This is a genomic window from Serratia grimesii (genome assembly GCF_900186025.1).
Taxonomy (GTDB): domain Bacteria; phylum Pseudomonadota; class Gammaproteobacteria; order Enterobacterales; family Enterobacteriaceae; genus Serratia; species Serratia grimesii.
In genome coordinates this window covers 1814474-1836144 of record NZ_LT883155.1, presented here as the reverse complement: position 1 = coordinate 1836144, position 21671 = coordinate 1814474, and the positions used below count along the sequence as shown (strand labels likewise).

The window sequence follows — 21671 nt, the reverse complement described above, 5'->3', positions numbered from 1 at the left end:
GTCCCTTTTTAAGTTATGCGTCGAGCGCTTTACTGATCTTCTCGAACAGGTCGCCAGACAAGTTCTCAAGCCCTTTCAACTGCTCAAGCGCCTTACGCATCAACGCCTGGCGCGACGCATCATAGCGTTTCAGGCGGATCAGCGGTTCGATCAGGCGAGCAGCAATCTGTGGGTTACGCTGGTTCAAATCGCTGAGGATCTCGGCCAGGAACTGATAACCACTGCCGTCTGCGGCATGGAACGCCGCTGGGTTAGCTGAAGCAAAGCCACCGATCAACGAGCGAGTGCGGTTTGGATTACTCAGGCTGAATGAACGGTGTGTCAGCAAACTGCGGACCTTGGTCAGCACGTCAGCCGCCGGGCTGGTCGCCTGCAAAACAAACCATTTGTCCATGACCAGACCATCCTGGTGCCAACGCTCATCAAATGCCGTTAGCAGCGCGTCGCGGCACGGCAACTGTGCAGCTACCGCCGCAGCCAACGCCGCCAGAGAATCAGTCATGTTGTCTGCCTGGCGGTATTGCTCCGACACAAGACGATCGGCTAGCACTGCGTCACCAAAGGCCAGGTATCCCAGGCACACATTGCGCAGGGAACGTTTGGCAATATCAGCGTGTTCCACCCGATAACCGTCGGTTTTATTGGCGTTATACACGGCTAACCACTCATCGGCCATTTCCTTCGCCAGACAACGTACGATTGCTTCGTGTACCGCAGCAATGGCTTCCGGATCGATGGTAGCGAACAATTCTGCCATTTCACTTTCAGAAGGCAACGTCAGGATCTGTGCGGCTAATGCCGGATCCAGTGTCTCGTCCAATAGCACGGCACGGAAAGCATCAGCAACATGCAGTGGCAGCGACAAAGGCTGTTTCTGCTGGTGTCTGGCCACATTCAGCTTGATATAGGTAGCCAGCAAGCTTTGCGCCGCATCCCAACGAGCAAAGTCATTACGGGCGTGCTGCATCAGGAAGGTCAGTTGCTGATCGCTGTACGGGTAATCCAGCTTCACCGGTGCTGAAAACTCACGCAACAGAGACGGCACCGGTTTGTGTGCGACACCGTCAAACACAAAGGTCTGTTCGGCTTCGGTTACGTTCAGTACGTTATTGATCGCCGAACCGTCTTTCTGCAGAGCAATCACATTACCTTCTGCGTCGTACAATTCGATGTCCAGTGGAATATGCAGCGGCAACTTCTCTGGTTGATCAGCTGTCGGTTCCGTTTTTTGGCTAACATGCAGACGGTACTGTTGATGCTCGGCATCATATTCGTCACGCACGGTCAGCTGCGGCGTACCAGACTGGCTGTACCAACGGCGGAACAATGACAAATCGACGTTAGACGCGTCTTCCATTGCCTGAACAAAATCATCACAGGTAGCCGCACTGCCATCATGGCGTTCGAAATACAGTTGGATGCCTTTCTGGAATTGTTCTTCGCCCAGTAGTGTGTGCAGCATGCGGATCACTTCAGAACCTTTTTCATACACTGTCAGAGTGTAGAAGTTGTTCATCTCGATAACTTTGTCCGGCCGAATTGCGTGCGCCATCGGACTGGCGTCTTCCGCAAATTGTGCGCCACGCATAACGCGCACGTTATCGATACGGTTAACCGGACGTGAACCCAAATCTGAACTGAATTCCTGATCGCGGAATACCGTCAAACCTTCTTTCAGGCTGAGCTGGAACCAATCGCGGCAGGTCACACGGTTGCCAGTCCAGTTATGGAAGTATTCGTGACCAATCACCGCTTCGATATTCAGGTAATCTTTGTCGGTCGCAGTTTCCGCCTTCGCCAGCACATACTTGGAGTTAAAAATATTTAACCCTTTATTCTCCATCGCGCCCATGTTGAAGAAGTCGACGGCAACGATCATATAAATGTCGAGATCGTATTCCAGCCCAAAACGGGTTTCATCCCATTTCATCGAGTTCTTCAAGGAAGTCATCGCCCAATCAGCGCGATCCAGGTTGCCACGGTCAACAAACAGCTCCAACGCAACATCACGCCCTGAACGGGTAGTGAAGCTGTCTCGCAGCACGTCAAAATCCCCGGCAACCAATGCAAACAGGTAGCAAGGTTTTGGGAACGGATCTTGCCACTGCACCCAGTGACGACCATCTTCCAGTTCACCCTGCCCAACGCGGTTGCCGTTTGACAACAGGAACGGGTAACGCGCCTTGTCGGCCACAATACGAGTGGTAAAGCGGGCAAGCACATCTGGACGATCAAGATAATAGGTAATGTGGCGGAAGCCTTCTGCCTCACATTGTGTGCACAGCGCTTCGCCAGACAGATATAACCCTTCCAGCGCGGTGTTTTTTGCCGGGTGGATATCATTAACGATGGTCATGGTAAATTGTGCTGGCAGTTTCTCGATAACCAGTTTGTTATCCTGCAACTGATAAGTCGTCCACGGCTGGCCGTCGATCTCAATACTCACCAACGTCAGATCTTCACCGTTGAGTACCAATGGCGCGTCGGCAGCACCTTGACGCTTAATCTTGCTGACTGCGGTTACGCGTGTTGTCTCTGCATCCAGCTCAAAATCCAGGTCAATATCAGTGATGGTATAATCTGGCGCGCGATAATCGTGGCGATACTTCGCCTGTGGCTGTTGTGTCATAAAAACCCTTTGACGTCTCAGTGAGTTACAGGTTCCAGGCTTTCATCATGCATTTATTTCGCCGTTGAGAAAGAGCAGAAATTTCGATGAGCCTGATTGTAAATAAACTGTATCACAGCTACAAAAAAAACCCAGAGATGCCAAGGGACCAGAGCAGAGAAATCGGAGGTGGATCCTAATATTGTCGATGAATTACCCAGCCAGTCAGGCTCCTTCACCTAATGCAGGATAAAAATCAGCATTTAATGCTAAAAAACCCGCATTGTGTTCATCACGCTCTCAGGTTCCTTTCTCGGGTTAAAAAGTCCATTTTTCTCAGTGGGCATGGGCAACCAGCAATTGCCCCGCAGCGCCCACTCGGCAGCCACGTCCCGTCGGGTATAGTTAAGACAGCCTGCAAACCACAATGGTATAATTAACCCATCTGGCTCAAGGACGCGCGGCGCACATGAAAGTAAAATATCTGATCTATTTTTTTACCTTTGCCCTGATGTCCTCATTCGCCCTGTTTATTTCCGATGAACTGGTTGAGGCAGAAACCGACTATCGCGACAACCAACTGAACCTGTACAAAATTACCCGTACCAAAGAGATTTCAGAGGCTTTCCAGGCCACGCTGTTGGCGCACCGTTTAAAGCGTTTAAGTCTGATAAACCCACACATTACCCCAGCTCAATGGATGGATGCCGATCGCGTGGCGCGCGCAAAAATCGCCCGTTTTCAGCCACACATCGACAGCGAGATATCGCAACAGCTTGGTATACGGCAGAAAATCGCCGCGCTCTCCATGCTCAGTTTAATGGAGCAGTTGCTCAATAATGACAACCTGCAACTTTCACATGTCACCGATGCCACGGCCAATCTGTTTAATATCAATAGTGCTTACTACATTTCCCAAGCCAGTAAGAGCTATTACCGCTACACCTATGACACCCGCATGGTTGATGCCGACTCATTCCTTTTCCTGGAAGCCGTGCGGCTGAATAATCGGCTGAATATGTCCGTGACCGAACTGATCGACCAGGTTATTGATGTCAATACCAACCAACTCGCACGTAAAGATGCTTATCTAAAAGCAATTCAGCTCACCGGGGTATTGAGTGCATTAAGTACCCGGCTAATTTTTATCAAGCTGACCTATAACGACATGCAAACCACATTCTTAGTGAATGAGATCCTTGAACAACTGTCTGTAAAACAAATCAGCCGTATTACCGAAGGGTTGTATAGCGCGGTTGATACGCACACCACCTACCCCGCTGATTCTATCTACCAGTACGTTAAGAACCTGAGCGACCTCTCACAACAGCTTTATCAGCGTAGTTTTGAAATGGAAATCGCCGCTTCACAGCATAAGATCTATGACAGCCAGACAGCGATTTACGGCATGATTTCCTTGGGTGGGCTGATCACCCTGTTTATTTTTCTACCAACACTGGTTTATTGTTCAAATATCAGCCGCTGGCTGACAAAAACACATAACAATATTTTGCGCTTATCACGCGGGAATATGAATATTGATCGCAATGAGGTGTTTTACGGTCAAGAGCTAATGGCCATCAGCGATGCCATTAAACAGCTTAAACAGTATCAGTTGGAAAAGGTGACATTGGAAAATGAAAAACACTTGCTGATCAAGGAACTGGAAGCCTCCTCGTATCTTGACCCGTTAACCAATATTTATAACCGTCGTAAGTTTTTTCTCGAGTGTGAATCTCTGGCAGCCAATAGTTACCCGCTGGCCTTCTGCCTGATCGATATTGATAACTTCAAAAACCTCAATGACAACTTTGGTCATCATGTTGGCGACCTTGTCCTGGTCGAATTCGGCAAGTTATTACAAAGCACATTCCGTTCCAGCGACATTTTCTGTCGCTATGGGGGGGAGGAATTCGCCGTGATTTTGGGTAATTGTACGCTGGAAAATGCACGTGAAGTCATGTCAACGTTACGCGAGCTGACCCATCAACTCACCCTGACATTAGCCAATGGGCAAACAGTCCGTTTCACTACCAGCTGTGGCATTGCTCAGGTGTGCGACATTGGGCTGTTGCCAACGGCGATCAAACAAGCAGATGAAGCCCTCTATTTCTGCAAGAATAACGGCAAAGACCGTATCGGCATTCATACACCAACCGGTTTTATCTGAATTGTTGTTTAAAATAATTAACATTATAATTTTTATGACTAATTAGGCTAAGTCATTCACCTTACAGGTGAATCTGGCTTTTCTGCCGGTGTCCTGATGGCAAGCTCGCATAAAGGCACGTTTAATCCTCGACCCGCTCCAATGAATTGTGGTGTGATGCAGCTTCAATAACAGGATAATCCGGGTATACTCCCCCCACTTTTTTTGATTATCCGGATTTGGACACGCGCCTGACGAGGATGCAGTAACGCGCTATGACTCAATACGCCTCCCCGATTTTGACATCACTGCTTGATACTGATGCCTACAAGCTTCATATGCAGCAAGCAGTGTTCCATCGCTATCCCGCTATCAGCGTGGCGGCGGAATTCCGCTGCCGTGGTGATGAGCTGCTTGGCGAATATGCCGACGAAATCCGTGCGCAGATTGCACTGATGAGCCAGTTGGCACTGACAGACGCCGAATTCCACTATCTATCAGGACTCCCGTTCTTCCGTGAGGATTACCTGAGCTGGTTGCGCAAGTTCCGTTACGATCCGCAACAGGTTCAGATCGAAAATCGCGCGGGAAAACTGCATATCCGGATTGCCGGTCCATGGCGCGAAGTGATCATGTGGGAAGTCCCGTTACTGGCAGTCATCAGCGAAGTGGTACACCGTCACCGCTCGCCAGATGTCACACCGGACATGGCGGTAGCCCATTTGCGCAGTAAACTGGCGCAGTTTAAAGCCATGAGTAGCGATGTGGATATTTCTCGCTTCAAACTGATGGACTTCGGCACCCGCCGCCGCTTCTCGCAGGCAGTACAGCAATCCATCGTCAGTACACTGAAGGAAGAATTCCCGTATCTGGTCGGTACCAGCAATTACGATCTTGCACATCAGCTTGGTCTGGCACCGGTAGGTACTCAAGCTCATGAATGGTTCCAGGCGCACCAGCAGATCAGCCCGGTGTTGGCTAACAGCCAGCGAGCGGCATTGCAGGCTTGGCTGGACGAATACCCAGACCAGCTCGGCATCGCACTGACCGACTGCATCACCATGGATGCCTTCCTGCGAGATTTCGGCCTGCAATTCGCCCAACGTTATCAGGGCCTGCGGCACGACTCAGGTGACCCGTTCGAATGGGGTGAGAAAGCCATAGCGCATTACCAGAAGCTCGGTATTGATCCGATGAGTAAAACGTTGGTGTTCTCTGATAACCTGGATTTGGACAAAGCACTGGCGCTCTACCGGCACTTTTACCAACGCGTCAACCTGGTGTTCGGCATAGGTACACGCCTGACCTGCGATATTCCCGGCGTAAAACCGCTGAACATCGTGATTAAGCTCGTTGAATGCAAAGGCAAACCGGTGGCGAAACTCTCCGATAGCCCAGGCAAAACCATCTGCCAGGATCAAGCCTTTGTAAAAGCATTACGTAAGGCTTTCGACCTACCGCTGGTGAAGAAGGCGAGCTAAGCGCCCCCGTTCTGCGTACGCTAAAAAGCCGGCTGAATTTCCCCCGCCGGCTTTTTCTTCTTTATAAGATACTTTTCGTTGCTCCCTTTTCGCGCTTCCCCAAGAAATGTTGCATCAATCCGGCGATTTCTGCTTGTGCTCTGCACCGCGGCAAGTAACATAGCAACATCCCCATATTCTTGGGTTGTAAGCTATTTCTAAACCAAATAATTAAAGAGAGAAATCTATGAGCGTAGTGCCTGTAGTCGACGTACTGCAAGGCCGTGCTGCGGTTGACAGTGAAGTCACCGTGCGCGGTTGGGTGCGTACCCGGAGAGATTCTAAAGCTGGTATCTCCTTCCTGGCCGTCTATGACGGTTCCTGCTTTGATCCGTTACAGGCCGTCGTTAATAATTCTCTGCCGAATTATCAGGATGAAGTGCTGCATCTGACCACAGGCTGTTCGATTGAAGTTACGGGTAAAGTCGTCGCCTCTCCGGGTGAAGGCCAGAGTTTCGAGCTGCAAGCAACCGCGATTAAAGTCGTTGGCTGGGTTGACGATCCGGACACCTACCCGATGGCGGCTAAGCGCCATAGCATCGAATACCTACGCGAGGTCGCTCACCTTCGTCCACGAACCAACCTGATCGGTGCCGTTGCGCGCGTGCGTCATACGCTGGCGCAGGCCATTCACCGTTTCTATCACGAAAATGGCTTCTTCTGGGTTTCCACTCCGCTGATCACCGCTTCCGATACTGAAGGCGCTGGCGAAATGTTCCGCGTTTCAACGCTGGATCTGGAAAACCTGCCGCGTACTGATAAAGGGGCTGTCGATTTCAGCCAGGACTTTTTCGGTAAAGAAGCATTCCTGACCGTTTCCGGCCAGCTGAACGGCGAAACCTACGCCTGCGCATTGTCTAAAATTTACACGTTCGGCCCAACATTCCGCGCTGAGAATTCCAACACCAGCCGCCACCTGGCGGAGTTTTGGATGATCGAACCAGAAGTGGCGTTTGCAAATTTAGAAGACATCGCCGAGCTGGCAGAAAAAATGTTGAAGTATGTGTTCCAGGCCGTATTGAACGAACGTATGGATGACATGCAGTTCTTCGCCGAGCGCGTAGACAAAGATGCAATCGACCGCCTGCAGCGTTTTGTCTCTTCCGATTTCGCTCAGGTGGATTACACAGAAGCCGTGGAAATTCTGATCGCATCAGGTCAGACGTTCGAAAACCCAGTCTCCTGGGGTATCGATCTGTCTTCCGAGCATGAGCGCTACCTGGCGGAGAAACACTTCAAAGCACCGGTTGTCGTAAAAAACTACCCGAAAGACATCAAAGCTTTCTATATGCGTATGAACGAAGATGGCAAAACCGTTGCAGCGATGGACGTGTTAGCCCCAGGCATTGGTGAAATCATCGGTGGCGCACAGCGTGAAGAACGTTTGGATGTGCTGGATCAACGTCTGGAAGCTATGGGCCTGAATAAAGAAGATTACTGGTGGTATCGTGATCTGCGTCGTTACGGCACCGTACCTCATGCTGGCTTCGGTTTGGGCTTTGAACGTTTAATCGCCTATGTGACCGGTGTACAAAACGTGCGTGATGTCATTCCATTCCCGCGTACGCCACGTAATGCAAGCTTTTAATTAATCAGATAATACATTTTTTAATTAATTTAGTTACAAAACCAAGGCCAGCTTTGCTGGCCTTTCGCATTTTTTAATATTGACCCACGTCACAAAGTTCCCTGAATATTACATTTAGTTACAAATACTTTCTTTTTGAAACCTCATTGCGACATTGGTAGCATTTTCGTTCTAGATTAACCCGGCTGTGAATGGAACACTGCGTGCAGACACAGGACGACACCAATCTATCAACAATAGTTCAAAAGAATTATTGGCGGCAGTGGCAAAGGTGTCCGAATAACACCAATGAGGGTAATATAATGATGAAGCGCAACATTCTTGCAGTGGTAATCCCAGCTCTGTTAGCAGCTGGTGCAGCAAACGCTGCTGAAATCTACAACAAAGACGGCAACAAGCTGGATCTGTACGGCAAAGTTGACGGTCTGCACTACTTCTCAGACGACAAAGGTAATGATGGCGATCAGACCTATGTTCGTTTCGGCTTCAAAGGTGAAACCCAGATTACTGACCAACTGACCGGTTACGGCCAGTGGGAATACAACGTTCAAGCTAACCACTCTGAATCTCAAGGCACCGAAGGCACCAAGACTCGTCTGGGCTTCGCTGGTCTGAAATTCGCTGACTACGGTTCATTCGACTACGGTCGTAACTACGGCGTACTGTACGACGTAGAAGGCTGGACAGATATGCTGCCAGAATTCGGTGGCGATACTTATACCTACACTGACAACTTCATGACTGGCCGTACTAACGGCGTTGCTACTTACCGTAACAACAACTTCTTCGGTCTGGTTGACGGTCTGAACTTCGCAATTCAGTACCAAGGTAAAAACCAGAACGACGGTCGTGATGTTAAGAAACAAAACGGCGACGGTTGGGGCCTGTCTTCTACTTATGACATCGGCGAAGGCATCAGCGTAGGTGCTGCATATGCTTCTTCTAACCGTACCGATGATCAGAAACTGCGTTCTAACGAACGTGGCGACAAGGCTGATGCATGGACTGTTGGTGCTAAATATGACGCGAACAACGTTTACCTGGCAACCATGTACTCCGAAACCCGTAACATGACACCATACGGCGGTGGTAACTTCAGCTCAACCTGTAATGCTTCTACAGATTGCGGCGGTTTTGCTAGCAAAACTCAGAACTTCGAAGTGACTGCTCAGTACCAGTTTGACTTCGGTCTGCGTCCAGAAGTATCTTACCTGCAGTCTAAAGGTAAGAACCTGAACGTCCCAGGCGCAGGTTCTGACCAAGATCTGGTTAAATATGTTTCTGTTGGTACCACTTACTACTTCAACAAAAACATGTCTACCTATGTTGATTACAAAATCAACCTGCTGGACGACAACGAATTCACTAAAGCCACTGGCACTGCTACCGACGATATCGTAGCTGTTGGTCTGGTTTACCAGTTCTAAGTTGTCACACTTAACGACGATTTACCGTCGGACAAGTTAAAAAACAGGGCTTCGGCCCTGTTTTTGTTTTTGTATAACGCGTAAATTTTTATCCTGCTAATCCCCCCTTCCCCATCATTTTTTATGCCGAATATGCAACCTTCACAAGATCGAGGTGTTTTTCTCGCAAACGGTTGGCAAAGGGCATAACTGGCGCTACCCTGATGCCTCTGTCTGCTTAACTCCGAGCCATGGAAGCACCTGACATGTTTGAAAAAATCACTGCTGCACCTGCCGATCCAATCTTGGGTCTGACCGACATTTTCCGCGCTGACGCACGCCCTAACAAAATCAACCTGGGGATTGGCGTATACAAAGATGAAACCGGTAAAACCCCGGTGCTGACTAGCGTTAAAAAAGCTGAACAGTATCTGCTGGAAAATGAGACCACCAAAAACTATCTCGGCATTGAGGGGATTCCTGCGTTCGCCAACTGTACGCAAGAGCTACTGTTCGGCAAACAAAGCCCTATCATCGCTGACAAGCGTGCACGTACCGCACAAACACCAGGCGGCACCGGTGGCCTGCGTGTGGCAGCTGACTTCATCGCCAATCAGACCAGCGCAAAGCGTATCTGGATCAGTAATCCAAGCTGGCCGAACCACAATAACGTATTCGGCGCCGTCGGCCTTGAAGTGTTGGAATATGCTTACTACGATGCCGCCAATCATTCATTAGACTTCGATGGTTTGCTAAATAGCCTAAAACAGGCTCAGGCCGGTGATGTGGTCCTGTTCCACGGCTGCTGCCATAACCCAACCGGCATTGATCCAACAGCAGAGCAATGGGCTCAGTTGGCAGAATTGTCCGTGGCTAACGGTTGGCTGCCGCTGTTCGACTTTGCTTACCAGGGTTTTGCAAAAGGCCTGGAAGAAGATGCCCAGGGCCTGCGCATTTTTGCTGCCAAGCATAAGGAACTGATCGTTGCCAGTTCTTACTCAAAGAACTTCGGTCTTTACAACGAGCGCGTCGGTGCCTGCACCATTGTTGCCGCGGATGCCGAAACCGCCGATCGTGCCTTCAGTCAGGTGAAAGCCGCCATTCGTGCCAACTACTCCAACCCACCGTCACATGGCGCCGCCATTGTTGCGACAATCTTGGGTAACGACGCACTACGTGCATTGTGGGAGCAAGAGCTGACAGATATGCGTCAACGCATTCACCGTATGCGTCAGCTGTTCGTGAATACCCTACAGGAGAAAGGCGCGGAGCAGGACTTCAGCTTTATCATCAATCAGAACGGCATGTTCTCGTTCAGCGGGCTAACCAAAGAACAAGTACTGCGCCTGCGCGAAGAGTTTGGCGTCTATGCCGTTAACTCTGGTCGCGTGAACGTTGCGGGCATGACCCCGGACAATATGGCACCGCTGTGCGAAGCCATCGTCGCCGTGCTGTAAAAGTCATTGCGGATATATAGCAAAAGGGGCGCTAAAAGCGCCCCTTAGTTATTTCTGCCGGGAAATAATCCTACCAGATAGCGGGCTCTTCACGCAGGAACGGATTTGTTTCACGTTCTTGACCGAAGGTAGACATTGGCCCATGACCAGGAATAAACGCCATGTCGTCACCTTGCGGCAATAGCTTGGTGCGAATCGAGTTGATCAACGCCTGGTGATCACCTTGCGGGAAATCACTACGCCCCACACCGCCGTTAAACAGCACGTCACCCACCAGCGCCAATCTCGCCTGTTCATTAATAAACACGATATGGCCGGGAGTATGGCCTGGGCAATGCAGCACCTTAAGCGTCATCTCGCCCACCTGCACACTGTCCCCTTCTTCCAACCACTTTGTTGGTGTCAGCGGCGCACATTCTTCGAGTCCAAACATACGACTCTGTGCAGGCAAGCCATCCAGCCAGAAAGCGTCTTTTTTATCCGGGCCGTAGATCGGCACCTGATAATGTTCAGCCAGCTCAGCAGCTGCACCTACGTGATCGAGATGGCCATGCGTTAGCAGTATCTGCGTGACAGTCACGCCCTGCTTTGCTATTTCAGCCTTCAGTTTTTCCGCATCGCCACCGGGATCGACCAACGCCGCCTGTTGGGTGCTCTCACACCAGATCACGCTGCAGTTCTGACTAAAGGCGGTAACGGGAATAATTTGGTATTTCATAAGGCTCCAACGACAACAGCGCCATACCCTGACGGGCTGGCGCTACTCACTTATGGTGCACAACGATTACCAGGTCCGCACCGGGCCGGTATCGATGTGTACAAAGTTGCTACGTGGGTAATATCCTACACCACCGGCGCTCATTTTTAACGCCGCTTTACGGATATTACTCAATTGGATGCCTTCGATATGGAAGTCCATCGCCTGGCCCTTAGTGTGGTAGCTATGCTTAGCCACACCGCGACTGCGCTCACGCAGTTCATTATTGGTATCCAGAGAACGATAACCTGATACCAGCTGTACCGGCTTGTTAGTACCCAACAGACCTTGCAAGCGATAGAGATGATCAAACAAGCGGGGATCGATCGACTTAACCTTATTGGCACGATAATCACGGAAAAGATGATTAAGACGAACTAATTCGTCTTTATTATATCCCTTCCCGTCGAAGAATTCGGCCTTCAGTGATTCGCCCGTATGCATGTTATTTACAACCAAAATACGCGGGCGCGAAGTAGAAAGACTGGCAAAGGCTTGCCCTGGGAGCAGCGCTATGCCCATGGCAGCGCTACCTAACGCCAGCCATTTACGGCGATGATGATCAATTTTGTCCATGTTTCTGTTAAACCCGGCAAGAATATCAAAATATATGCACAAAACAGCGCACTGCCCGAACCATAACCGCCTACACAAGCTGAGTCAACCCGTGATGTCCCGCGGTTTGCAGGCACCCAAGGAATAGGTGCCTGCATCATGGCCCGATATTCTGACCGTTATTTATTTATAATTACTGCATTTATTGCATTAATTTTTCGGCCTGAGCCAAAATTTGTGCACCCGATCTCACCGTATCATCATAATTGTAAATATCTGTGCGGAATTGTGGTTTTCCATCATCAGAAACCCAGGCGGTTAAATAATACAATTTAACCGGAATATGCTGGCGGATATTCACGTAGGTAGTATTCCCCTCTTTCAAGGTGGACGACACTCGCGTGTTATTCCAACCCGCATCCTGTAACAGCATGTTTGCCAAATCCGATGCCTTATTGACACGCACACAGCCGGAGCTCAAAGCGCGAATGTCTTTCTGGAACAGGTTATGGTTAGGCGTATCGTGCAAGTAGATGGCATCCGAACTCGGCATGTTGAATTTGAAGCGACCCAACGAGTTGGTGGCACCTGGCGCCTGACGAATCCGATACGGGAAGTTCCGGGCAGAAACCATGTTCCAGTCAATCATCGCTGGGTTAATCACTTCAGCATCGTTGCTCCAACCGGAAAGCACGGTATAACCGTGTTTTTGGAAGTAGCTTCCATCACGCATTGCCTTCGGCACAATGTCCTCACGCACCAGCGTAGTCGGCACGTTCCACGGCGGGTTAACCACCACATTATTCAGCGCACTGTTCATCAATGGCGTCTTACGGCTTGGCCTGCCGACAATCACTCGCGAAGAAAGCACTTCATTGCCGTTCTGATAATACGTCAATGAGTAGTTAGGTATATTCACCATGATCCCGGTGCCAACATGGCCGGGAAGAATGCGTAAACGTTGGATATTCAGCGCCAACAGTGAGGCACGCATTCGTGGCGTAACGTTTAGCCATTCACGCGTACGTGGGCCAATCACGCCATCAGCACTCAACCCTTGCCATTTCTGGAAGCGTTTAACACCCTCAACCAGATCGTTGGTATAGCGATTATCAGTGACCGTCACTGGGCTTTCAGACTGCTGCGTAAACGGGGATTGTGGTGATGGTACGATATCTTTGACCGGCGCAGCCGCCGGACTGACAACAGCACTCTTGGCCTCGCGATTTTTTTCTTCATCGACAGATAGGCCACCGTCATCGGGTTCATTACGCGAACCCGTTAATACCGCAGGCGGGTCCTGTGTTTCATCCGGCGCAGTAGTGGCTATCGCGGTTAGCATGCCGTTGCGCGTTAAAATCTCACGCAGGGCAGGAATATCATTGCTCAGTTGATCAGGGCGCAGGCTCGGACCATTCGCCATCTGCGGCCATGGGCGATTGTCGGCCAGCATATCGCGTAATGCCTGATGCATCTTGGCGTATTGCGGGTGCTGCGGCGCCAGCGAGGTGACATACGCCAGAGTCTTGCCCTGACGCACCGCCAGTTGCCATTGATTAATCACCGTATTGGGCGGTAAACCGAGTTTGTACGGAATATTGCTGTATAACCAGCTATTGCCATTAGCACCAATAGATGACACGAACTGCAAATAACCCAGCATCGCATCAGACAGTACGACATCTCGTCCCACATCGGTAATGGCTGGATCAGTCAGCTGTTTTACCCATTGGGTAAATTGTGGCTGCACGCCAGACATCGCCAATTCGGCCAGTTGTTGCTGAAACTGCTGAACCGCTTCGCGATCCTGCCACATTAATTGCATCCGGTTCGCTGCGTACAGAGGAGCAAGCGTTGAAAGATAATGTGGCGTAATGCCTTTAGGCAAGGCAGCGAGTAATTCCGAACGACTTTGCGCAACTGACATGCCAGATGACGCTACCGGAAAGGCAGGAACGGTTGCCCATACGGGTAACGACGACGTAAGACCACATGCAATTGCGCAACTCAGCGCCAGACGCCGTACCGTGTTTCCATTTCTAAGCAACATCCATTGCCCCCTGTATGCTCACAAAAAATACAACCAAGACAGCTTATTAGTTTCAGTATACGAACAGAAAAGCCATTTTGCCCTTGGGCACTTATGAATAACTGTTATTTCATTAAGCTACCCGGTTTTAAACGGATAAAAAAGCAGGACCATCATCCATGCGCACAAAAAAATAGCCACCCCAAGGCGGCTATTTTCAGATTATTAGTGGGCTTTTCTGCGTTTACGGCGTTTCTGCCGCAGTCACACCTAACGCAGGTGGTTCGTTGGCGAAACCGCGTAGCCCCACGACATGTACGTGTTCATGGTTCTGGAACACCTTACGCACCAACTTATACGTTGTGCCTTTTTCCGGGCTGATGTTTTCAGGTGCTGCGATGATCAACTGCATTTCCAGACGATCACACAACTCAAACAACGTCGCGATGGATTTGGCATCCAGTCGTGCTGCTTCGTCGAGGAACAGCAGGCGACATGGGGAAATATCTTTACCGCGCAGGCGACGGGATTCTTCTTCCCAGCTTTGTACAACCATCACCAGAATCGACATCCCGGTCCCGATCGCTTCCCCGGTCGACAGCGCACCACTCTCTGCACGCAACCAACCATCGGAGCCACGGAAGACTTCTACTTCCAGTTCCAGATAGTTACGGTAATCCAGCAACTCTTCGCCAATAGTTTGCGGCGTGCGTTGCCCCATATCAATCTGCGGATTCAGACGCTGGTAGAGTTTGGCCAATGCCTCAGAGAAGGTCAGGCGGTTACTGTTAAACAGATCCTGATGTTGTTCCTGCTGTTCAGAAAGTACATCCAACAGCGTCGCATGAGCTTCACGCACGTTGACGTTCAGTCGAACGCTCTTCACCTGCCCGAAGGAAACCGCCTGCAAGCCCTGGTTGAGCATGCGGATACGGTTCTGTTCACGCTGGATAGTTTTGCGAATGATGTTCGCCACGCTCTTGGAACTGATCGCCAGCTTCTGCTCACGTGCCGTCAATTCTTCGGTCAGGCGGCCCAGTTCAATCTCCATCTGTTCGATGGCTTCAACCGGGTCGTCCGTGCGGATGATATCCTGACGGATACGCTCACGCAGATGCTGATACACCGCAATATAGAACTGAATCTTGCGTTCTGGGCGCTTAGGATCTTCAGACAGACGCAGTACATCACGCAGGTGTTCGTTATCCGACACCGCCAGACGCAACGCACCGAGCGCCTTATCCGACATAGAACGCAACTCGTCACCGTCCATATAGGCCAGTTCACGACGATGCAGACGCCGTTCAACCCCGTTGTCTTTCACCATCCGCATGACCGCACACCAGCCCGCTTTGGCAGTGACAACCTGCTCACGCAGCTGATAATAATCACGCTCAAGCTTACGCAGCATCTTCTGAAAGCTGTCCATTTCCGCTTCGCAGAAGGTCAGCTGTTTTTCCAGCTGATTACGGCGCGCACGGTTGTTGCTCAAGCCGGCATGTAATTCATCACGACGCGCACGCGCACGTGCTTCGGCATTGGCATCCGCCTGCACGCCAATGTCCACCAGCTCTTGGCTCAACTCTTTCAGCATATCGCGCTTAGCGTCATACGAGCTTTTAAGCGACGCTAACACCTGGCTGTACTGGGTAAATTGAGTCTGATACTGACGCAACTGTTCACGGGCGCGGGTACGTTCCGCTTCCGCGTGCTCCAAACGTTGGCGCAGCTTGTCATTCAAATCGTTGTTGGCATTTTGCATGCCGGCAGAATCGGTATAGCTGAAGTGTGCACGACGCTGTACCACTTCAGTCAGCGCAAACGCCTGTTGTTTGGCCTGACGCTGCACGCTCTGCGCCTGAGTGTAATCCTGTTGCAACTGTTCATGCTGCTGCGGATCGCTCTGCAGCACCGATAACAATGGCTCCAGCTTAGTCAGTGAAACACCATGCTGTTGGATATGACGTGCAGCATCCTGCGCCTCTTCCAGTTCTTCACGGATTTCTTCCACGCGATCCTGCAAGGTTTCATCGTTTAACAATGAAACCAGCGGCATCAGACGATTCAGCGCAGAGATACCCTCTTTCGCCTGATCATATTGCTGACGTTGTTGCTGATTCTGTGCTTCATGGTTGTTCAGAGCACGCTCGATTTCACCACGGCGTGTCGTAAGGCCACGGATTTCCGCTTCTGGATCAGCGTCAAATGCCACAGCCAGATGGGTACCAATGAAACGGCTGAAGGCCTGATGTGAACGCTGAGTCTTCTGCACGTCGAAGGACAACGTCGCGTAACGCTCCGCCAGTTTTTCCCGTTCGGCATGCAGCACTTCCAGGCGGTTCTCACGTGCGGCGCGGCCAAACAACGGCACGTCCGGATAACGCGAGTAACGCCACTGGCGCTCAGCGGTTTTCACCAATACCGCCCTGTCTTGCTCTTCGACGGCAAATACGCTGTCATCAAATGACTGCGGATCCCCTTCGATCAGATAGAGATCTTCCGGGCAGTCTTCCAACCCTTCCAACATCTCACGTACCAGTGACAGATCTGGTACCACAATGGCGTGACGTGACGGGCCGTACAGTGCAGAGAAATACGGCGCATCATCGATGGTGACATCGTCATAAATTTCAGAGAGCAGTACGCCGCCAAAACGCTCGGCCAACGTGACCAGACGCTGATCTTCGGCACCGCCTGGCTGGCTGAGACGTTCGATCTGCGCCTCAACAGCACGTTTGGCTGCAGCTACTTCGTCACGCTCTACCGTGGTTTCACGTTCCCGCTCCAACAACTGCTGCATGTACTCGGTGACTTGCTGGCTGCTTTCAAGCGCTTCACCACTTTGCTCACTAAGTTGACTCAGTGAGTCCTGCGCTGCCAACCAAATAGGAGCTCGGGCCGTCAGTTCACGAATGCGCTGTTGAATTTGCTCCAGTTCCTGGCGCATTTCCATCCGGCGTTCGCCAGCGTCACTGACGCTTTGCGACAAGGATTCAAGACGCTCTTCCAGCTCTTGCTGCAATGCATCGAGATCGTCCGGTTGATACTGTTGGCCATGACGTTTGCAGAACTCTTGCAACAGACGCTCGGCGTCTTGTTGAGAACGTAAACGTTGTTCCAGCTCACTCAGACGCATACGCAACGGCTGCACACGCTCGGCCAGGTGTTGTTGTGATGGCCAATCGCGCAGCAATTCGCGCGCGCACTGCCAGGCTTCGCTACGACTAACCTGGCCGGCGATTTTGCCTACCAGCTGATAGGCTTGTTCAAACTGACCATGCGCGGCGTCGGCCACACTCAGCTTCTGTTCAAGCATCAGCAACGCTTCCGTCGCTTCCTGCTCACGTGCCTGGAAAGTATCCAGCCACTCTTCAGCATTTTCAGCAGTCAGTTCCGGTAATTGGCACAGTGCACGAGCACGCTCCAGCGCCTGCAACGCCTGTTGATACTGAATGGCACGGGTCTGCTGCACGTCAAGTGCCTGCTGGTAGTCGGCGAGTTGGCTTTTCAGCTCATCCACTTCCAGTTCAGCCGCCTCAGCGCGCGCTTCATTTTCAGCCTGCTGCTCGCTGGCTTCCGCAACCACTTCATTCTGTTCTTCCAGTCGGTAGGTCAGCTCTTCCAGATCGCCTTCATAACGCTCGATCTTTTCCTGCTGACGCATCGCCGTTTGCACCAGATTCAGGTGATCGCTGGCAGCCTGGTAATCGGTTTCCAGATCAGATTCCGCGCCGCTCTGTTCCGCCAGTTCACGTGCCATTTCCACATGGCGATATTGCTCCGCTGCCAACTGCTTACGGCTGCCCAGCAGATCGCTGCGCAGAGCCAACGCGCCGTCCAAATGAATGCGGCGTTCATTGGCATGACGCATATAGTCAGCCGCCACATAGGATGTGGCTTCGGAAATCAGGTGTTTGAACAGGTCACGATCAGTCTGGGTAACGCGGATAGCTTCCAGCGTCATGCGGTTTTCACGCAACGCCGCTTCCATGTCCTGGAATGCTTTACGCACCCCGCTGTTTTCCGGCAACAAATAGTCACGCAACGAGCGGGTGATGGCGCTGGAAATACCGCCATACAATGAAGCTTCGATCAGGCGATAAAACTTGCTGCGATCAGACGATGAGCGCAAGCGTTTCGGGATCACGCCCAAATCGAACATTAATGAGTGATAGTCGGTGATGGAGTTGAACTGCTTGAACTGCACACCCTCCATCTCTTCAACGCGATCTTTCAGTTCCTGCAACGTCAGCACACGTGCCTGACGTTCGCCAACCGTTTGAGTCAGAAGCTCCGTTGGCTGTACCGCCGTTGGCAGGCCCTGGATGGTAAACGGCTTGATATCAACCTTGCGATCACGCCCCGCCACCTGCTGAAGACGCACGCCAACGACCACTCGCTGATGGCGCGAGTTGATCACATCAAGCGTCGAATAACACACCCCTGCGCGCAACTTACCGTGCAAGCCCTTGTCTCGGGAACCACTGGTAGCACCAGCTTCGGTGGTATTACGGAAGTGCAACAGCGTTAAATCAGGAATCAACGCAGTGACGAAAGCCGCCATGGTGGTGGATTTCCCTGCCCCGTTACCGCCAGACAGCGTGGTCACCAACTCATCGAGATCAAAGGTGCGGGCGAAAAAACCGTTCCAGTTGACCAGCGTCAGCGAGCGAAATTTACCGCGTTCAATCATTCCTGTTCATCCTCTGCACTGTCCGGAGTGTTATCAAGCTGCGAGTCTTCAGCATCGCTTTCATCATTCAACGACAGGCTGTTTTCAACCGGCATAGCTTCGCCGTCACGAATCATACGCAACTGTGCTTCACGCGGATCATCACCACTACGCACGTCAGCGCCAAAGCGGAACACTGCCTCAGTGATGCGGAACTTGCTGCTGTCGTTGCCCATAAAATAGATCATGCCCAGACGACGCAGGCGGTTCAGTGACGTACGCACTTTTTCGTGCAGCTTTTGGCGATCGAGATCCGACCCCGTGGAGCGTTGGTTAACGAATTTCAGCAATTTGGTTTCGTCAGCCAGGCTTAAAAGCTCGTCGTACAACTCCTGATGGCTGAAAATCCCTTCATGCGCCAGACGTTCCGGGCTGAGATAGAGATAACACAGGATTTTCCCCACCATCATATCCAGCTCAGATAATACTGAACGCGGAATCAACGTCGTAGAACGTGGACGCAGGTAGAAGAATCCTTCCGGCGCACGGATCAATTCCACGCTGTAGCGGGCATAAAACTCTTCCAGTTCATCCTGGAAATCCATTAAGAAAGCGTGGTTGTCCAGTTCATCGATACCGATGTGACGACCCGCACGCAATTGGCTGTCCAGCGCCGGGAAAAGCGCGTTAGACAATGCCTTGGCCAGCTTAACTGGCATTACTTGTTCAATATTTGTCGATGACATGGGCCTGGACCTTGGCTCCGTAATCATTGATTGCCTGCCATTGAGCCGGCAACCCTGAAAAATCTGCTTCAGCCACACCAAGGCGCACTGCCTGGTCGACCACTAAACGTGCCACGTCGAAGTGACGAGCACGCGGATATTGCGCCAGATAATCGCGCATTACCGCCCCTAAATTGAGCGGCATCTGTTGTTCCTGATAAATCTTCAATGCTTGTTCGATCATCAACGCCAGCTGTTCGCGGATTTCGCTGAACTCTTCGAACTCCAGGTCTGGAGGCAATTCACCCGTCACTTCCTCACTGCGCAAAGCCAGTTCTTCGTCACGCATATCCAGCAGGCGGTCGGCGTTGGCATGGGTCAGTGTCCATGGATTATCGAAATAATTTTGCACCGACTGACGCAGGCGCTGTGCGAACACACGATTTTTATCCATATCGATAGCGGTACGGATAAATTTATGCACGTGACGGTCGTAGCCAATCCACAGATCAATTGCCTGTTGGCCCCAGCTGATAATACGGTCGAGCTTGCTTTGCAGATCAAACACCAGTTTGTCGACAAAGCCCAACTCTACCCCACCCAACGTTGCATCCTGAATACGCAGCAGGTTGGCTTGCAGCTTGTCGCCAGCCGCTTCCAGCGTATCTTGCAGTTCACGTAAGGTGCCCGAGGTCTCGGATAGTAGCATTTCACAGCTGGAGATCGCTGCGCGCCAATCCTGATTCAGCAATGCAGCGATATCTTCCTTCACGCCTTGCTGTTGCTCATCCATCACCCGTTGGGTCATGTCGATGCTGTCGAATATTTCCGCCACTGAATATTTCAACGGTGCAAACACGTTGCGGTGCCAGTGGAAATCATCGCCACCCTCTTCGGCCGCATCAGCGGCACGTTTCAGTTCCTGCGCGACGATCGATAACTGCATCGACAAACGCAACGTAGAGAATTCGCGCTGACGGATATAGTAATCAGTAATACCTATGCCCAGCGGTGTCAGACGGTAAATCGCATTGCCGTCCGCCAGTTCGCTGGTAAAACGGTTTAACAGGCGCTGGCGCACCATGTCGTTAATCGCATTGTTGGCGCGGACCGCTACCGTTTCATGCGTCTGTTCGAAACCTTTGCTGACATGGCGAAATGCATCAACCAGCTCACCTTCGCTCATCTCGCCGTCCAGTCGCTCGCCATTTAATGTGGCAATAGCGAGCAAAAACGCAAGACGCTCCGTAGGGAGCGAAATAGAGAAATCATTTTTCCGTGCCCAGGCGACCAGTTCGGGTACTGTCTGGGAAAATTCACTCATAGTTCGTCCTTCAGGTTTGGTTTATGCGCCATGACGTGAATATAGCGCCCCAAACTCACGTACGGCTCCTGCCGGCAATAGTGCTGTTCAAGCGCCAATAACTCTTCAAATTTTTGTGTCTGAAGCTGCCTACTTTGCAGATAATCGTGGAACACCCGCACCCCGGTTTTCCCGCTGATACGCATGCCCAACTGTTCCAGCCAGCCATATACCTGTGGCGGGCTATGCGGATACTGTGGCGACAACGAACGCTTTCTGCGTCTTCTGACCTCTGGGTTCACCAGTTGGAAATTACCCAACACCACGTTACGCATCAAGAGGCCATTAGCATTAAAGAACATCAATGACAGTGCACCACCCGGCAACAGACAGTCAGACAACGCCTGTAAAGCTGCTTCAGGTTCAGCGATCCATTCAAGCACCGCATGAAACAATATCAGATCAACCGGCTGTTCCAAGTGTTGACCAATATCCTGCGCAGAACTTTGTATGAATTGCATGTTCTGGCTCACACCTTTCTGCTCAGCCAGCGACGCGGCGCGTTGGATCATCTCACCAGAAAGATCGCACAACAACACCTGATGTCCTAATTCTGCCAGTTGGCAGGCCATATGGCCTTCGCCACCGCCGGCATCCAGAATGCGCAGCGGCCGCTGCGGCAACTGGGCCAGCAGCGTGGTCAGATCCTGCCAGACAACGGCCTGGCGGATTTTCCCTTTGGTGGTGCCGTAAATATTACGCGCAAACTTTTCAGCAATATCGTCAAAATTGCGATCCTGCATGGACAACGGCTCCGCTGATCTTATTCTTTTGGGGGCAAAGTGCCAGCCCATTCAAACCTGCTATTTTGGCACAGACTGGCTTAGAATGAATCTTCTTGC

13 protein-coding genes are annotated in these 21671 nt (G+C 51.3%); 5 read left to right on the top strand and 8 right to left on the bottom strand.

Translation table 11 applies throughout. From position 1 onward, the window contains the following. Positions 1-13: 13 nt before the first annotated feature. Positions 14-2629: an aminopeptidase N gene (gene pepN, locus SGBXF1_RS08495; RefSeq protein WP_186428164.1), complete on the bottom strand. Its 2616-nt coding sequence runs from the start codon at positions 2627-2629 to the stop codon at positions 14-16. Positions 2630-3077: 448 nt separating this feature from the next. Here pepN and SGBXF1_RS08490 point away from each other — a divergent pair, with 448 nt between their 5' ends. The 5 genes from SGBXF1_RS08490 to SGBXF1_RS08470 all read left to right on the top strand — a co-directional run bounded on the left by SGBXF1_RS08490 (position 3078) and on the right by SGBXF1_RS08470 (position 10728). Further along, complete coding sequence (locus SGBXF1_RS08490) at positions 3078-4778, top strand: GGDEF domain-containing protein (protein WP_130380026.1); 1701 nt, start codon at positions 3078-3080, stop codon at positions 4776-4778. Positions 4779-5032: 254 nt separating this feature from the next. Beyond that, positions 5033-6238 carry a nicotinate phosphoribosyltransferase gene (pncB, locus tag SGBXF1_RS08485; RefSeq protein ID WP_061807228.1) on the top strand — a complete coding sequence of 402 codons (1206 nt, stop codon included), beginning with the start codon at positions 5033-5035 and terminating at the stop codon, positions 6236-6238. A 226-nt stretch (positions 6239-6464) separates the two neighbouring features. Next, positions 6465-7865, top strand: coding sequence for an asparagine--tRNA ligase (asnS, locus tag SGBXF1_RS08480; protein WP_037421998.1), 1401 nt, complete (start codon positions 6465-6467; stop codon positions 7863-7865). Positions 7866-8167: 302 nt separating this feature from the next. After that, a complete protein-coding gene (ompC, locus tag SGBXF1_RS08475; RefSeq protein ID WP_037421995.1) occupies positions 8168-9292 on the top strand; it encodes a porin OmpC in 1125 nt (374 codons plus the stop codon). 245 nt (positions 9293-9537) lie between these two features. Next, positions 9538-10728: an amino acid aminotransferase gene (locus tag SGBXF1_RS08470; protein ID WP_130380022.1), complete on the top strand. Its 1191-nt coding sequence runs from the start codon at positions 9538-9540 to the stop codon at positions 10726-10728. 70 nt (positions 10729-10798) lie between these two features. On the opposite strand, the gene SGBXF1_RS08465 is transcribed toward SGBXF1_RS08470, so the two are convergent. From SGBXF1_RS08465 to cmoM, 7 genes are all read right to left on the bottom strand, one after another. Beyond that, entirely contained in the window at positions 10799-11446 is a 648-nt protein-coding gene (locus tag SGBXF1_RS08465; protein ID WP_037421989.1) for an MBL fold metallo-hydrolase, read from the bottom strand. A gap of 66 nt (positions 11447-11512) precedes the next feature. Continuing rightward, positions 11513-12061 (bottom strand): peptidoglycan L,D-endopeptidase MepK, encoded by a 549-nt coding sequence (gene mepK / locus SGBXF1_RS08460; RefSeq protein ID WP_037421985.1) that lies wholly within the window; start codon positions 12059-12061, stop codon positions 11513-11515. 181 nt (positions 12062-12242) lie between these two features. Continuing rightward, entirely contained in the window at positions 12243-14090 is a 1848-nt protein-coding gene (ldtD, locus tag SGBXF1_RS08455) for a L,D-transpeptidase (protein ID WP_186428163.1), read from the bottom strand. A gap of 223 nt (positions 14091-14313) precedes the next feature. After that, positions 14314-18762: a chromosome partition protein MukB gene (gene mukB / locus SGBXF1_RS08450; RefSeq protein WP_186428162.1), complete on the bottom strand. Its 4449-nt coding sequence runs from the start codon at positions 18760-18762 to the stop codon at positions 14314-14316. Beyond that, positions 18759-19487: a chromosome partition protein MukE gene (mukE, locus tag SGBXF1_RS08445; RefSeq protein WP_037421977.1), complete on the bottom strand. Its 729-nt coding sequence runs from the start codon at positions 19485-19487 to the stop codon at positions 18759-18761. Before mukE ends, mukB begins: the two co-directional genes overlap by 4 nt. Continuing rightward, positions 19468-20790, bottom strand: a complete 1323-nt coding sequence (gene mukF / locus SGBXF1_RS08440; RefSeq protein ID WP_037421974.1) for a chromosome partition protein MukF — start codon at positions 20788-20790, stop codon at positions 19468-19470. Before mukF ends, mukE begins: the two co-directional genes overlap by 20 nt. Further along, the gene (gene cmoM, locus SGBXF1_RS08435; RefSeq protein ID WP_037421971.1) at positions 20787-21572 is read right to left on the bottom strand and encodes a tRNA uridine 5-oxyacetic acid(34) methyltransferase CmoM; all 786 of its coding nucleotides are present in this window, start codon (positions 21570-21572) and stop codon (positions 20787-20789) included. The genes mukF and cmoM overlap by 4 nt, the downstream gene beginning before the upstream one ends. Between the last annotated feature and the right edge of the window lie 99 nt (positions 21573-21671).